The 14,080-nt window shown below is 59.9% G+C and carries 19 protein-coding genes; all 19 read left to right on the plus strand.

The genetic code is table 11. The features are described from left to right. Nucleotides 1-8: 8 nt before the first annotated feature. Complete coding sequence (locus ACIOTN_RS17110) at nucleotides 9-737, plus strand: hypothetical protein (protein WP_402735786.1); 729 nt, start codon at nucleotides 9-11, stop codon at nucleotides 735-737. Between the two features lie 14 nt (nucleotides 738-751). Then, the gene (locus tag ACIOTN_RS17115) at nucleotides 752-1,573 is read left to right on the plus strand and encodes a P22 phage major capsid protein family protein (protein WP_402735787.1); all 822 of its coding nucleotides are present in this window, start codon (nucleotides 752-754) and stop codon (nucleotides 1,571-1,573) included. A 2-nt stretch (nucleotides 1,574-1,575) separates the two neighbouring features. Next, a complete protein-coding gene (locus ACIOTN_RS17120) occupies nucleotides 1,576-2,025 on the plus strand; it encodes a hypothetical protein (protein ID WP_402735788.1) in 450 nt (149 codons plus the stop codon). 12 nt (nucleotides 2,026-2,037) lie between these two features. After that, on the plus strand, nucleotides 2,038-2,637 hold the full coding sequence (locus ACIOTN_RS17125; RefSeq protein ID WP_402735789.1) for a hypothetical protein: 600 nt from the start codon (nucleotides 2,038-2,040) through the stop codon (nucleotides 2,635-2,637). A gap of 2 nt (nucleotides 2,638-2,639) precedes the next feature. Then, a complete protein-coding gene (locus tag ACIOTN_RS17130; protein ID WP_402735790.1) occupies nucleotides 2,640-3,032 on the plus strand; it encodes a DUF6093 family protein in 393 nt (130 codons plus the stop codon). Then, complete coding sequence (locus tag ACIOTN_RS17135) at nucleotides 3,029-3,424, plus strand: hypothetical protein (RefSeq protein WP_402735791.1); 396 nt, start codon at nucleotides 3,029-3,031, stop codon at nucleotides 3,422-3,424. Before ACIOTN_RS17130 ends, ACIOTN_RS17135 begins: the two co-directional genes overlap by 4 nt. Beyond that, nucleotides 3,421-3,846 carry a hypothetical protein gene (locus ACIOTN_RS17140; RefSeq protein WP_402735792.1) on the plus strand — a complete coding sequence of 142 codons (426 nt, stop codon included), beginning with the start codon at nucleotides 3,421-3,423 and terminating at the stop codon, nucleotides 3,844-3,846. The genes ACIOTN_RS17135 and ACIOTN_RS17140 overlap by 4 nt, the downstream gene beginning before the upstream one ends. Nucleotides 3,847-3,864: 18 nt before the next feature. Continuing rightward, complete coding sequence (locus ACIOTN_RS17145; RefSeq protein WP_402735793.1) at nucleotides 3,865-4,041, plus strand: hypothetical protein; 177 nt, start codon at nucleotides 3,865-3,867, stop codon at nucleotides 4,039-4,041. Beyond that, entirely contained in the window at nucleotides 4,038-4,550 is a 513-nt protein-coding gene (locus tag ACIOTN_RS17150; protein ID WP_402735794.1) for a hypothetical protein, read from the plus strand. Before ACIOTN_RS17145 ends, ACIOTN_RS17150 begins: the two co-directional genes overlap by 4 nt. A 100-nt stretch (nucleotides 4,551-4,650) precedes the next feature. Then, a complete protein-coding gene (locus ACIOTN_RS17155) occupies nucleotides 4,651-5,235 on the plus strand; it encodes a hypothetical protein (protein WP_402735795.1) in 585 nt (194 codons plus the stop codon). Nucleotides 5,236-5,276: 41 nt separating this feature from the next. Beyond that, nucleotides 5,277-5,573, plus strand: coding sequence for a hypothetical protein (locus ACIOTN_RS17160; RefSeq protein WP_402471085.1), 297 nt, complete (start codon nucleotides 5,277-5,279; stop codon nucleotides 5,571-5,573). A 15-nt stretch (nucleotides 5,574-5,588) separates the two neighbouring features. Beyond that, nucleotides 5,589-8,684, plus strand: coding sequence for a phage tail tape measure protein (locus ACIOTN_RS17165; RefSeq protein ID WP_402735796.1), 3,096 nt, complete (start codon nucleotides 5,589-5,591; stop codon nucleotides 8,682-8,684). After that, nucleotides 8,677-9,438 (plus strand): hypothetical protein, encoded by a 762-nt coding sequence (locus ACIOTN_RS17170; RefSeq protein WP_402735797.1) that lies wholly within the window; start codon nucleotides 8,677-8,679, stop codon nucleotides 9,436-9,438. The genes ACIOTN_RS17165 and ACIOTN_RS17170 overlap by 8 nt, the downstream gene beginning before the upstream one ends. Nucleotides 9,439-9,446: 8 nt before the next feature. Beyond that, entirely contained in the window at nucleotides 9,447-9,620 is a 174-nt protein-coding gene (locus ACIOTN_RS17175) for a hypothetical protein (RefSeq protein WP_402735798.1), read from the plus strand. A 125-nt stretch (nucleotides 9,621-9,745) separates the two neighbouring features. Continuing rightward, nucleotides 9,746-10,723, plus strand: coding sequence for a hypothetical protein (locus ACIOTN_RS17180; protein ID WP_402735799.1), 978 nt, complete (start codon nucleotides 9,746-9,748; stop codon nucleotides 10,721-10,723). 2 nt (nucleotides 10,724-10,725) lie between these two features. Beyond that, nucleotides 10,726-11,637, plus strand: coding sequence for a hypothetical protein (locus ACIOTN_RS17185; RefSeq protein ID WP_402735800.1), 912 nt, complete (start codon nucleotides 10,726-10,728; stop codon nucleotides 11,635-11,637). A gap of 11 nt (nucleotides 11,638-11,648) precedes the next feature. Then, nucleotides 11,649-11,867 carry a hypothetical protein gene (locus ACIOTN_RS17190; RefSeq protein ID WP_402735801.1) on the plus strand — a complete coding sequence of 73 codons (219 nt, stop codon included), beginning with the start codon at nucleotides 11,649-11,651 and terminating at the stop codon, nucleotides 11,865-11,867. Between the two features lie 35 nt (nucleotides 11,868-11,902). Beyond that, on the plus strand, nucleotides 11,903-12,391 hold the full coding sequence (locus ACIOTN_RS17195) for a hypothetical protein (RefSeq protein WP_402735802.1): 489 nt from the start codon (nucleotides 11,903-11,905) through the stop codon (nucleotides 12,389-12,391). 111 nt (nucleotides 12,392-12,502) lie between these two features. Then, on the plus strand, nucleotides 12,503-14,080 hold the full coding sequence (locus ACIOTN_RS17200) for a hypothetical protein (protein ID WP_402735803.1): 1,578 nt from the start codon (nucleotides 12,503-12,505) through the stop codon (nucleotides 14,078-14,080).

Genomic DNA, 14,080 nt, shown 5'->3' on the forward strand with positions numbered 1-14,080 from the left:
AATTTCCCATGCCTAAGACCGTTCACGGTATCGATCTCACTGCACCAGGTGGGGTCGAGGCACTGCTGGCCTTCCACTTCCAGCAGTTTGGCAACGCAGTGATGCTGGCCAACGGCGAGGAAGACGAAGATGGCGATTCGGACGAGGACGAGGAAGAAGAGGATCAGGACAATTCCGGATCTGACGAAGAATCGGACAAAGACGAGGAGGACCCGGACGGGGCTGATGCCCTCGGCGACAAGGGCAAGAACGCCCTTCGAGCTATGAAGGACCGGGTCAAGGCTTCCAAGAAGGCTGAAAGCGAGGCCAAAGCCGAGCTGGAGCGTCTCAAGAACTCCGCGGGCAAGTCCGAGGAGCAGGTGGAAGAACAGCGCCAGCGGGAACAGCGCGAGGCGGCGATCCTCAACAAAGCCAACGAACGCATTGTGCGTTCGGAGATCAAGTCGGCTGCTGCAGGCAAGCTGCAGAACCCGGCATTAGCTGTCCGTCTGCTCGATCTATCTGATTTCGAGGTAGACGAGGACGGCAACGTAGACGAAGACGATATCGCCCAGGCGATTGACGAGCTTCTGGAAAAGGAACCGTACTTGGCCGTGCAAAGCGGCGCCGGTCCTAAATTCGACTCAGCTCGCGGCAAACGCAAGGTGGCGAAGAAACTCACCGCAAAAGACTTGGAAGGCATGAGCCCGGCAGAAATTGCCAAGGCTTATGACGAAGGCCGGGTCAAAACCTCTTAAGGAAGGAGATTGCAATGGCAATCACCAACGCAATTCCTGCGCTGTGGTCGGCAAAAATTCTGACTCAGTTCCAGGAAGCAACCATCTTCGCCGGTCTCGCTAACCGCGAGTACGAAGGCGAAGCCAAGGGCGGTAACACCGTCAATATCACCGGCATCGAGCCGATCGCGATCAAGGACTACAAGGCAGCCGGTCGTACGACCACCGCCGACGAAGTCACCGATACCGGAATTGATCTGCTGATCGACCAGGAGAAGTCCTTCGACTTCTACGTCGATGACATCGATGCAGCCCAGGCCAAGCCGAATCTCATGTCGGCTTACACCAAGTCGGCCGCAGATGGCTTGGCCGAGGACACGGACAAGTTCTTGTCTTCGCTCCTGATTGCCGAAGGAACCGCTGTGACTGCTGGTGCACCTGCAACTGATGGAGCCACCGCTTGGAACGTCATCCGGGACCTGAAGAAGGCCATGATGAAGTCGTCCATCCCTGCTGACCAGCGCGTGTTCGTGGCCAATGCAGAATTCGCCGCCCTTCTGGACGAGAACGATTCCAAGCTGATGAAGGCGAACGAGTCCGCTACGACCGCAGGCCTGCGCAACGCATCCTACGGCAAGCTGCTGACCTTCGACTCGTACTCTTCGGAGAACTTGCCGGAGACCACCAAGCCGCAGATCGTGGCCTGGCATCGCTCCGCCCTGGCATACGCCTCGCAGATCGAGAAGACCGAGGCGATGCGCGCTCAGAACAAGTTCGCTGACCGCCTGCGCGGCCTGCACGTTTACGGCGGCAAGGTCATCCGCCCGAACGCCGTTTTCCACTGGACGGCGGCCTAGCCATGGCTCCATTCGTTGGACGCTCCGGCGTCGTCTTGAATCTGGCGCCGCTGACTTCCGCTGGCCTTGTCCGCAACGGCACCCTGGTGGAAATCGATGACGGTCTAAGTGCCAAGGACGTGGCTAGCATCGTTGCGGAACGCTTCGGCAAGAAGCCAGCCGAGGAAACCACAGCCGTAGTTTCTTCTGCTGTTGCCACCGGTGAGGTTGAAGAACCGCGCGGGAACGCCTCTCGTGAGGACTGGGTGGAATACGCAATCGCCCAGGGCAAGACCGAGGACGATCTGGCCGGCCTGAAGCAGACCGAAATCCGCGCCCTGCTCAAGCAGGAATCGGAAAAAGCCGAACTCCAGGGCAAGTCTGAAGAAGGCAGCAAATCCAAGGAAGAAGAAAAGTCCGAGAACACCGTCCCTGCGGGTACCTCGGACGCTTCGGACTCCGACAACGAGTAGGAGGTGAGCCTGTTGGCTTTGATCACCACAGCGGACTTGGAACAGTACCCCCTTCCCCCAGAGGTGGTGCTGACTGATCCCATCGTGACCGTGCTGATCGAATCGGCTTCGGCCGAAGTGGTCGACGCGGCAGGCTCACCCATCATCCAGAAGCGCAGCACGGTCGAGCTTCTTGCCGGCCGTGCTCGCATCCTGCGGCTGCCAGGCTTGCCGGTAACAGAGATCCACACGGTCACTGTTACCGGCCAGCCGGTAGCCGACTGGAAAAAAGCCAACGGCGGCATCTACCGGCCTTCCGGCTGGGCAGAGGACGGCGCGGAGACTGTCACTGTGGAATACACCCACGGCCTGCCGAATCTGCCGGCAGACATCAAGGACTTGGTCTGCCGAATGGTCATCTCCGGTCTGCTCAACGCCGCTGACAACGCTGCGGACGGATTCGCACTGAACAACGGCCGCTTGTCTTCGATCAAGATTGACGACTATGCCGAGGGCTACGCCACCGGCGACACCGTTGACGCGATCACTGAAATGTCACTTCCGAAAAGCACCAGGGACCGCCTCGCAAAGAGGTTCGGTAACTACGGCGCCAAGGTGGTGGGCAGCCTGTGAGCATGCAACGCAGAGCAATCTACGCAGCACGCCGAGGACGTGAACGAGCCAAGATGCTGATGATCGCCGAGTGCATCGTCAAGCGTCCTACCGGCAACACCTACGACCCTGCGCTGCGGCACGAGGTAGCCACGTACGACACCATCTACACCGGTAAGTGCGGCTATGAAGTGGACTCCACCCAACCAGCTGAATTCGTTCTGGCCAACACGGAATTCACCGTCACCAACGCGCTGGTGAAACTCCCTATCGGCTCCGGCGCAATGCATGGAGACCTCGTGGAGATCACCAGCTCCCGGCTGGACCTGCCACGGCCGGGGACCAAGGCCAAGCTCATTGAGCTGGCTGAAGGAACTCACCGTACGGCAGAGCGATGGAGGGCGGTGAGCGTGTGAGTCTCGATGATTCCCAGCTGCGCCTGCTATCCCAAGACCTAGGACTCGTACCTGACGGCATCATCCCGAAGGTTCGCGGCGTGGTCAGGAAAGGCGCGCTCAACGTCAAGAACGCCATGCAGGCCGACTTGCGTGCCTCATCCTCGTTCCGCCATGCAGCCCGGTCAGTCGACTTCGAGGAAGTCAGCTCCGACGCATTTGGGCAAACCAATTTCGCCGCGGAGATCGGACCCAACAAATCCCGAGCCAACACGGCCGGTCTGGCAGGCTTCGCCTACTTCGGCGGCTCTCTCGGCGGTGGCGGAACAGTCCGCGATCCATCCGAAGCGCTCTCCGATGAAGCACCGAACTTCGAGAAGTACCTGCTGGATGTCTTGGAGGGGCTGATATGAGTCTTGAAGTGTTCCGTGGCATCGAGGCGATGTTCCCTCCTGGCACGCGGGTGCATATCCACGAAGCGAAGTTGTCCAGCCCTCCGAAGCTCTCCGACTTCCCCTACGTGGTGCTGCACGGAGGGTGGGGCGAGGAGACCTCGGGTGAACGCGGCGACCGTTCCAGCGACGACATTCCGGACCAGACGGCGTTCACATTGCGTTGCACGGTCGTGGCTTTGTCGCTGGAGGGTCTGAACGAGTTGGCCCGCACTTCACGCACGTCCTTGAACCGTCAGCGTCCGGTGGTTGCCGGCTGGCAGTTCTCTCGTCTTCGCCAAGTCGAAGTACTCACGGCTGAACCGGATAACCGGGTCTCCGTGGAAACCACTAACCCCGTGTACCTCGTGGACGAATACCCGTTCATGGGCTCTCGGGTCTGACCGAAAGGACACATCACCATGGCTAAGCCTGGCTTTGTGGAAGCCCGACCCAAAGGGGGCGGGGACATCCGGCTAGTTCCGGAGCACTACCTGACCAATCCGGCACTCGGCTTCGTCGAAGTGTCATCCATTCGTAACACCGGCGTGAAGGCGAAGGCCAAGCAGGTCAGCGACGCTGAGGAGGATGCCAAGTGAAGACTTCCGCTGATGGCAAGAAGAAATGGGCGATGCTGCTTACCAAGCCAGCGGGTCCGATCCCTACTGCAACCGAGCTGAATGCTGGCATCGACTTCTCGTGCGTGGTGCTTGAGTCGGACATTACTTGGTCGCCGACCGCATCGGATCGTTTCAACGAGAAGGTGTCGTGCCAGAAGGGCAACGCCCAGGCGTTGGGTGCTTCGAACTACGAGACCGCGCTGACCTTCGTACGCGAATGGTTGGCAACCGGGGCTGGCGCAGACATCGCAGAGCTCGACGCGGCCTACCAGGCAGTGATCGTCAAGGACACCACCGTGTGGATCTACCTTCGCGAGACCGACAAGGACTCGACCGAGGACTGGGCCGCGGGAGATGAAATCTTCCTCGGTGGCGAACTGAAGACCGACTCGCCGACCCGCCCGGGCAACGATGGCAACATCAAGCGCCGTGTGGAGTTCCTGGGCCAGAACATGGTCAGCGAAGTGCTGGTGCCTGCAGGCGTTTAGTCGGCACCCCCTTTTACTAGCCCGGTGACGTGGATGGGCTCCTGCGTCGCCGGGCTTTCCCATACCCATAAGAGCCCGCACACCTGAAATGGAGCCCACCATGACTGAACTGAATCCTGCTGAATTTGACTTCGAAGCCTGGATGGATGATGCACGTCTTCCCGAGGATTCGGAGACCGTGTTCAAGCGCGGCGACCTGGTCGCGAAGATCAATCACCTGGCCCGCCAGATCCGCGTCGAGACCGAGGCCATCCACTACGAAGAAGTCAGCGGCGGATCCCCGCTGCTAAACCGGCTGAAGAAGGAACGCGAAGAGCTGATGAAGGCCTTCGCCCGGTCCGAGGTCACTTTCTACCTGCGCGCACTCCCCCAGTCCAAGATCAAGGAACTGGTCGATCATCACCCGCTCTCCGATGACGCATCGCGTGAAGACCAGTTGGCGCAGCGCGTTGCATTGAACCGTGCGCTGCTGGCTGAGTCCATCGTCGCGTTGGAGTCCCCGACCTTGGAGAAGCGCGACATCAAGATGACGATCCCGCTGATCGCCACCTTGGAAGCGAAACTCGGAGCGGCCCAGCTCTCCAAGCTCCTTACCAAGCGTCAGCAGGTGCAGTCCGAAGCGCCAGCCCCGGACGCAGATTTTTTGCCCGATGCCTCTGGTACCAGCCAAGACTCCGGCCAGTAGTCAACGTCCTGCGCACAGCCCGAGCCGTCCAGAAGCCGCCCATGCACTGGTTCACCAGCCAGCGCGGCGACTGGACGGACAAGGACTACCTCCTGTCCTTGGTCCTCACCATCTACGAGGACGGCCTGTGCTCCTGTGGCCAGCCCACCGAGCTGGCCCACCACCCGGACAACGACGGCTGGTACACGGCACACAAGAAGGTCTGCCAGTCCTGCGCGGCCCGTGAGCGTTCCACCCAGGGAATCGGCAAAGAGCAGTACAAGCCCGACCCCGGCGAACGGGTCTACACCAGCTACGACAGGCCAGCGGATAAGCCAATCCGCGACCTGCCGGGATAACCCGAAGGAGGGCACATGGCCGAACGCCGAGTAGTCGCCAGGCTTGAAGCCGTGGTGTCGAACTTCATCAACGGGTTCAAGGACGCGAAGAAGTCCACCGAAGAACTGACCCAGTCCACCCAGAACGCCAACAAGGCGATCCAGGAGAACTCGCGCTTCTCCGAAGAAGCGGCGAAGAAGATCAAGCTCGTTGCCGACGCTGACCAGAAGGCAGCCAAGGCCGCAGGCCTGCTCTACAACGCCAACGGCCAGCTGGTGAACGCCAACGGGAAGATCGTTTCTTCATCCCAGGCCGCGGCGCACGGCGTCGATGCGTTCTCCGATGCCGTGTACCTGGCCAACGTCGAAGCGCAGGATGCAGCTGCCGCCACCAAAGCGGCCGTGGACAAGCAGGCCGAGGCCTACAAGACCCTCGCACCTGCCGTCACGATCGCCGGTGGCGCGCTCACCCTCGCCTTCGGCAAGATGCTCACCACCTACGCCGACTTCGACAAGTCCATGTCCGAGGTCCAGGCAGCCACGCACGAGACCGCCGGCAACATGAACCTGCTCCGCGAAGCAGCAGTGGGTGCAGGCGCAGACACCGCCTTCAGCGCCTCCGAAGCAGCCGGAGGCATCAAGGAACTCGCCAAGGCAGGCGTAGACACCCAAGCCATCATCAACGGCGGGCTGACCGGTGCACTGTCCCTGGCAGCAACCGACAACATCGAAGTGGCCAAAGCCGCCGAAATCGCCGCCTCCGCGATGATTCAGTTCAACCTCGCAGGCGAAGAAGTCCCCCACGTCGCCGACCTGCTCGCAGCAGGCGCCGGCAAAGCCCAGGGCGGCGTCGAAGACCTCGGCATGGCCCTGAACCAATCCGGGCTCGTCGCCAACGGCGTGGGCCTCACCATCGAGGAAACCACCGGAGCGCTCACCGCCTTCGCCGCCGCCGGGCTAACCGGATCCGACTCGGGCACCAGCTTCAAAACCATGCTGCAGTCCCTGACGCCGAACTCCAAGCAGGCCGCAGACCTCATGGACGAACTCGGCATCAGCGCCTACGACGCCCAGGGCACCTTCGTAGGCATGTCCGAATACGCAGGCATCCTCCAAAACGCGCTCAAGGACATGTCCGACGAACAACGCCAAGCAACCCTCAAGACCATCTTCGGATCCGACGCAGTCCGCGCAGCCAACGTCCTCTACGAACAAGGCGCCGAAGGCATCCAGAACTGGGAAGACGCAGTCAACGACGCAGGATACGCCGCAGAAACCGCAGCCGCCATGCAAAACAACCTCGCAGGCGACCTCGAAAAACTCGGCGGATCCTTCGACACCGTCTTCCTCCAATCCGGCTCCGCAGCCAACGACACCCTCCGAGGCCTCGTCCAAACAGCCGAAGGCTTCATCGACATCATCGGCAACCTCCCCCAACCAGTACTCGCAACCGGCGGCATCCTCACCGGCATCGCCGGCGGCGCAGCGCTCGCCGGTGGAGCCCTGATCACGTTCATCCCTCGGATCCGCGACACCCGTGCAGCACTGCGGGATCTGGCTCCCGACGGCACGCGTGCAGGCCGGGCGCTCGATGGCGTATCCAGAGGGATGCGCGGTGCGGCGCGGGCTGCAGGCGCGGCCGGAACCATCATGGCCGCAGGTGTCGGCATCGCGAAGCTCGCGGAGCTCTCCTACACCGGCGACCTGATTGAAGGCACCGGACACGTCGCAGACAGCATCCAGCGCATCGTCAACGAAGCGCCAGGTGCAGGCGTAGCACTGGACAGCGTATTCAAGAACCGCAACGGCGAAGGCATCACCGGCGAAATTGACGGCATCAACTCGGCCATCGACTACCTATTCGCCGACGACCCCGGCCAGAAATTCAACCGCTGGGGCCAAGACGTCGTCAACTCGCTGACCGGCATCCGTGGCGGCAAGCAAATCGCCGAAGAAACCTTCGGAGGAATCGACGCAGAGCTGGCCAGCCTCGTCTCATCGGGCAACGCCGAAGACGCAGCCGAAGTATTCGGCCAAGTCCAGGACCGCTTGAAAGATGCCGGCGTCTCCGCGGAGCAAGCAGCCTATCTCTTCCCTGCATACTCGGATGCACTCAACCGGGCCTCAGCCGAGACCCAGGGAGCCGCAGACGGCAGCGCGGAACTCACCGGCGCACTAGAAGAAGTCGGAGTCTCAGCCGAAGGTGTAGTCGATGACATGGAAGCATTCCTCGACATCCTCTTCCAAGCAGGAGTCATCACCCGCGACGAACGCGCAGCCTTCCGCGAATACCAGGCAGCGATCGACGAAATCGGCGCCTCCATCGAAACCAACGGCAAGTCACTGGACGCGCACACCGAGAAAGGACGCGCCAACCAAGCCGCCCTCGATGCCCTCGCCGAAAGCGGCGAAGGATACGTCAGAGCGCTCGCCGCCGGCGGCGCCACCGAGGAAGAACTGCAGGCGGCAATGTCTTCGACTTATGAGTCGTTGATCGTAGCTGCCGGCCAGTTCGGAATCACTGGCGACAAGGCCGACGCGATGGCGCGCGAGATCATGGGCATCCCCGAGGACGTCAAGGTCGAGTCTTGGATGTCCGAGGCGGCGAAGAAGACCGCTGAGGAAACCAAGGCCGCGGTTGATGCAGTGGATGGGAAGACGGCCAACGTCTGGATCACCACGCATGAGAAATCCATCTACTCGGAGACGCATGTTTCCACCGGTCGTGGAGGCGGTGGTGGCCAGACGAAGGCTACCGGCGGTGCGATCTTCGGCCCTGGATCCGGAACTTCGGATGATGTGCCGATCATGGCTTCCAACGGCGAGCACATGCTCACCGCCAAGGAAGTCCAGCTCATGGGTGGGCACGACAGCGTCTACAAGTTCCGTGCAGCGCTGAATGCTGGGTCCATCCCTGGTCACGCGACGGGCGGCGAGATCGGAGGCGTATCGGTGGGTATTCCTACGGCTTCGGTTATGCAGTCCACTGCGACCCCGGTCATCTCATCCGGATCCAGCCTGCCGCCGATCACCGTCCAAATCACGGGGGCGACCGATGCTAACCGTGTTGCTCGTGAAGTAACTGACGCGATCAGCCACAAGCTGGCGAAGGTGGGGATGCGCATTGGATAACGAGCTAGTGACACTCGACGGTTATCCGCTGACCGGGATCACACGCGACGGGGTGTGGAAGCGTCTGGGATCGATCGAGGGGTGGTGGGACAGCCCGCCACCCCGCCGGCAGCGTGCCGACCGAACGAACGGCGACGGCAGCTTCCGCACTCCGATCGAGTACGGCAATCGTCTGATCACCTACGAAGGCCGGATCATATCGAAGAACCACGACTACCTGCACCAGACGGCAGGGATTCTCACCGCGTTAGGGCACCGCGGCAATACTAAGTTCTTGGTGCAAGGCCACGGGCCGACGCAATGGGCAATGGTCGATCCTCGCGATTCTGTGAAGACTAGCTTCGAGACCGACACGTATCTAAACTTCCAGATCCCGTTGGAGGCGATCGACCCGTTCAAGTATGGCGAGTCGTATGCGGTTCCGGGAAACACCGTTGATGCGGCTTCTTTGTTTCATCGTGGGACGGTTCCTGCATGGCCTGTGGTGACGGTTTCAGCGTCTTCGTCCAGCGGGTACACCCTCACGCTGAATGGCAGGCAGGTTGTGGTTACGCGTGCAATTGCTTCATCTAGCCCGCATGAGATTGATTTCAGGACGGGCATCCTCCGGGTCGGGGGTTCGGTTGTCCGCGGCGGGCTAAGCACAGCGAACTTTGCGCCCGTCAACCCTGGTATGGCTCAGAACATGTCGATCAGCACCGGCACCGGATCTTACGGGTCGATCACCGTCCGCTATTCCGACACTTACATCTAGGAGGGATCATGAGTATTTCTGTTGCTTGGCTCCGGTCTATCGAATACCACAAGATTGAGTTGGAGTCCTTCCAGGGCTATGTGGTAGCGGATTGGGGCGGCTGGATCCCTGGGGCTCGCTCGAAAACTCACTTAGGTGCCTACGTTGCGGCGATTCGTGCTCGTCTTGATGGGCGGATCTAATGGCGGGTTACCGTGTATGGAGTGTTTCTTCGAAGACGTGGGCTGCCCGGGTTGAACTGAAAGTTCAGTCCACGTCGTGGGAGCGGACGTTCAACCATAGTGCTGGCGGTTCAACGTCGTTGGTCTTGTCCGATCCTGACGTGGCAGCGGTCGCAGGGCTCAACGATTCCTATCCTGGGCAGCGTGCCATCGTCGTGGACTACGACAACGTTGTCGTTTACGCGGGAATCATCTGGGAAGCGCACTACAAACGCAACACTCAGATGCTCACGATCGACCATGAGGATATCTGGTCGCTCTGGGATGCGCGCCTCATCAGTGAGATTCGTGACGAGAACATCGTGAACTGGGAGAAAACGTACTCCGGGCTCGAATACGACACCATCGTGAAGCGGATCATCCAGCTAGCCGTAGTCGGGTCCGGCCGTGGTGTGCCGATGGTTTACGAGGACGACTACACAGGTGGCCGTTCCCGTACCTATAACGGGTACAACATGGACACCGCGCTAAGCGCCATGGAAGAAATCATGGACCTCTCCGATGGGCCTGATATTGATTTCCGGCCCGAATGGGACGGCGCCGGTGGCATCCGCTTCACCCTGCGCACCGGCGACCTCTCGCTGAACACTATCGAGGTGAACTTCTCGGCCCCGGAGACCCCGGCGCAAGAGTTGTGGATCAAGACCAGTGCCCGCGACGTGGCAACCCAGATGTTCGCGGTCGGTGAAGGATCCGGCAAGAAGACCGCGAAGAGCCCTGGAATGCTGGTGCGCGAGTCGCAATCGGCAAACATCGCAGACTACCCGGCACTAGAGCGGGTGGAGCAGTTCAAGAACATCAAGAAGGGGTCCGAACTCTACGACCAAGCGGCGTCCGCGCTAGTCGCGACAAACAGTGCTGTTCGGCAGGCAGGTTTCGAACTGAAGCTTGACTCGCCCATCCTCGGGAATCTGTGGGAACTGCGACCGGGCACGATCGTCCGCTGGTACATCAGCGGTGACCCGTACTTCACGGACGGTTGGCGTGAATGGCGAGTGCTCAAGTACTCCGGAGATATTGACAGTGACTTCGTGACGATCGAGTTCCAGCCCAAGGGAGGTTAGCAGTGAGAGTCGTTGACCTCACCGGCGAGGACGTCACCCGGCAGCGGCGTAAGGAACGGAACTACGGCACCAAGACCGACTTATCGTCCACAACGGTTGAACGCGGTAACACGCACTGGGCCGAGGATTCGAACGTCAACATCGACGGGTTCCTCGGTGTCGCTGGAATGCAGCGGGTTACTGGACTGCTCGATGTTACGGGGACGTTCAACGGTTCCGGCACGAACAACATGGACGGCACCAATAATCTGTCCGGAGATAACAACTTCTCCGGCGACAACGATTTCACCGGGCCAACAACCATGTCTGGCACGTTCGAGCAGAATGGTGAATCAACGTTCAACGGGCCTACCCACTTCAACGGGTCGGTTGATATTACCGAGACTCTGGATGTGACGGCAGAAACCCGTTTACGTGGTGCGACTACCGTTGAAGCTGACTTAGAGATTACCGCCGGCGGAATATTCAAAGCCGGCGTGACGAAGATCGAACCGAACGGCAAAGCAACGTTCGGGGACGTGGTCATTGACCCGAACAGCATCTACATGATTCAGGCTCCGGGCGGAAACATGGTTTCAGGTGCCGCTGATCAGATTTCATTGTCGTCTTCTTCCTCATCGTCGGTATCTCTGGACTCCACCCGAGCCGAACTGGACTACAAGGGCGCAGCAAAAACCACCTTGGACGGGTCGAAAGCTCAGCTCACCTTCGGGACAACTCTGGTCAAAGCCCGCGCCGGAGCGATCGATCTGGACGCTGCCAAAACGTGGCTAACCGGTCAGATGGAAGTTGCCGGGATTGCCCGCTTCCAAGGCGTGGGGTTCTACGCTCCGAATCTCCCGTTAACGTCGAACCCACCGAACCTTCACATCACTTCGGGCGGTCAGGTGTACCGCTCAACATGGACCCCATAAGGAGCCACAGCATGCCTCAGCATGACGATACGGAATCAGAACTTCTTGAGTGGATCGAAGAGCTACAGCAAGAAGTAGCCGCACTTCGGTTAGAGAAAAGGTCGCTTCGACAGCAGGTGCTGGTCGCTGAATCAGTAATTCCGAAGTACCAGGAAGCTCTTGACGCGTCGCAGTTCGAGCTGTGGAAAACGCAGGCACTACTCAATATCTCAAACCAACCCACCGCATAGCACGGTGGGTTTTCTCATACCCAAAGGGGGACGACATGGCGATAGTGAGCGGTGACGTACTTGACCTAGGCGGGCAATCCATGGCGGCCTATAACGCCGTGGTTATATTCAACCTAAACCGTCCGAACATCATGGCCAACGGTGGAGGCATACGACCGGACAAGCCAAAAAAGGTGACTCCAACTTCGGACGGGAAATTCTCCACGAACCTTGAACCAACAGTGTCGATGCTCGCTGACGCCTGGTACAACGTACGCGTCGAATGGCTGGACGACAAGGGCAACTTGATTGCCTATCTGGAATTTCAGATCAGGGTCCCCTCCGGCGGCGGCACGCTGTCGGAATTGGCGAATCTGAACGGCATCGGCGGGGGCGGGGCTAACCCCTGGATCTGGTGGGTCGGACTCACTCCGCCACCTGCACGCGGCTACATCTGGAATTACCTTGATCCAGCCGACCCAGACCGGGAAACCGGACCAATTTCCTCGCTCACTCTGGGCGACATTATTACGAGATGGTGGTGACCCGACTTGGCATACATTGTTGTTGGAAACAACAGGGGTCCGCGAGGGATTCAGGGAATCCAGGGGCGGCCCGGTGACATCAGCTTCCGACCAACCTCGGACCTGCCTACGTTGAACGTTGCCGAATGGCTCGGCACCTCTCTAGTAGGAATCTACCGGTTCATCACTTCGGATGCTGCCCAAGCAGTGATCAATCGTCCGTTGGGTGCTGACGGGCCTGCGTTCGCGCAGATCGAACCAATGGCCAGTGGCGGTTCGAAGGTCACGTGGACTGAATACCAGGCTCCACGGCGCACCTTCGAGAAGATCATTTCCACTAGCTCCAGCAACCGCACTGACTGGAAGCGTATCGACAAGGTCACTCGCACTGTCCTGCACCAGCTGTCCATGCCTGGCTCTCCGGCCACCCAGGACACGGAGCCGACCCGTCACGTGCGATTGCCGATCAAGGTGTTCTCCACGATTGACTCGTGGGAACTGGCCTTCAAGAACTTCAACGACCGCAACTCCGCGAACTACGGAGCCTTGGATTTCGTTGACGTGTTCATTGCGAAGCGCGCTTCGGACGGCAACGGAGGGTACACGCAGAATTTCGCGGAAACACCGACGAAGCTTGGCACTCCTGTGCGATACAGTGCCGGTGCTACGTCTGAGCGGTACTTGATCACGGATATTCATTTCCAGTTGGAAGCCAACGTTGAGTATCTGCTCTCGTACGCGTACACGACCCCGGGCGGAACACCGAACCATATGGGTATTGGCGGTTCGTATTTGGGAACAAACCCGGCTGGTGTGCAGTCGATGAGCGTTTCCAACCAGTGGTCGCAGTACACCCCGCTGGATGTGTATTTGAAGCTGGAAGCCTCCACCGACGTTCCTTTCTACGTCTATCCAGGGTCGTCTTCCGAAACCGGGTTGAACACCGACTACCCTTTGCGTGACGTGTGGGGATGGCGGCACGCAGAAGCACATGGGGCGATCCCCGCGTTGATCGGGCAGTCCGGCACCACGCTGGATTCGTGGGTGGGAGCGAACAACTACATCCGTGGCAAGTTCTCCACCATCGCCCGCGCTGACAAGGTTATTGGAAACCCTGGCTCGAATGACGTTTATGGCGGAAACTCGCTGAGCGTTATGAAGTCACGGTTCGAGGCGTTCGCTGTGTGGGTGCGCAAGTACCTTGGCGATGCTTTTGAATCCGCTGACGTGTTCCCGCGTAGATCCGAAACGGCAGCTATCAAGGCGGTGCGTGAAGAGTTCAACGCCTGGCTGAAAACGCTGCCGGCGAATACCCTCGTCAGCCATGACCGTGTCTCGGTGGTATCTGATGCGAATGGCTTGATGCGCGTTGATTTCGACTCGGGCGATGGCACCCACCTGAATACCTACGGTCAGCATATGCTCGGCGCTTCCATCCTCGTTGCGAGCGGCGGGGGCGCACCGGGCCCGGCTGGTCCTGCTGGTCCGGGAGTACCTGCCGGCGGTGCAGCTGGTCAGGTGCTTCGCAAGGATTCGACAGGGAATGGCACTGTTTGGGACACCATCACGGGCGCCCTTGTTGGATTGGGCAACGTGGACAACACCACCGATGCGAACAAACCCGTATCAGGCCCGCAAGCGACAGCTATCGCTTTGAAGCAAAACAAACTCGTCAAAGACCCGGAAGGGTTCTACCTCATAGGAGGATAA

The sequence above is a fragment of the Glutamicibacter sp. NPDC087661 genome (assembly GCF_044743275.1).
Taxonomy (GTDB): domain Bacteria; phylum Actinomycetota; class Actinomycetes; order Actinomycetales; family Micrococcaceae; genus Glutamicibacter.

What these genes read in the sequence shown, in the direction of transcription:
- ACIOTN_RS17110 (WP_402735786.1), top strand. Translation starts at nt 9, where the DNA reads ATGCCTAAGACCGTTCACGGTATCGATCTCACTGCACCAGGTGGGGTC.
- ACIOTN_RS17115 (WP_402735787.1), top strand. Translation starts at nt 752, where the DNA reads ATGGCAATCACCAACGCAATTCCTGCGCTGTGGTCGGCAAAAATTCTG.
- ACIOTN_RS17120 (WP_402735788.1), top strand. Translation starts at nt 1,576, where the DNA reads ATGGCTCCATTCGTTGGACGCTCCGGCGTCGTCTTGAATCTGGCGCCG.
- ACIOTN_RS17130 (WP_402735790.1), top strand. Translation starts at nt 2,640, where the DNA reads ATGCAACGCAGAGCAATCTACGCAGCACGCCGAGGACGTGAACGAGCC.
- ACIOTN_RS17140 (WP_402735792.1), top strand. Translation starts at nt 3,421, where the DNA reads ATGAGTCTTGAAGTGTTCCGTGGCATCGAGGCGATGTTCCCTCCTGGC.
- ACIOTN_RS17145 (WP_402735793.1), top strand. Translation starts at nt 3,865, where the DNA reads ATGGCTAAGCCTGGCTTTGTGGAAGCCCGACCCAAAGGGGGCGGGGAC.
- ACIOTN_RS17155 (WP_402735795.1), top strand. Translation starts at nt 4,651, where the DNA reads ATGACTGAACTGAATCCTGCTGAATTTGACTTCGAAGCCTGGATGGAT.
- ACIOTN_RS17160 (WP_402471085.1), top strand. Translation starts at nt 5,277, where the DNA reads ATGCACTGGTTCACCAGCCAGCGCGGCGACTGGACGGACAAGGACTAC.
- ACIOTN_RS17165 (WP_402735796.1), top strand. Translation starts at nt 5,589, where the DNA reads ATGGCCGAACGCCGAGTAGTCGCCAGGCTTGAAGCCGTGGTGTCGAAC.
- ACIOTN_RS17175 (WP_402735798.1), top strand. Translation starts at nt 9,447, where the DNA reads ATGAGTATTTCTGTTGCTTGGCTCCGGTCTATCGAATACCACAAGATT.
- ACIOTN_RS17190 (WP_402735801.1), top strand. Translation starts at nt 11,649, where the DNA reads ATGCCTCAGCATGACGATACGGAATCAGAACTTCTTGAGTGGATCGAA.
- ACIOTN_RS17195 (WP_402735802.1), top strand. Translation starts at nt 11,903, where the DNA reads ATGGCGATAGTGAGCGGTGACGTACTTGACCTAGGCGGGCAATCCATG.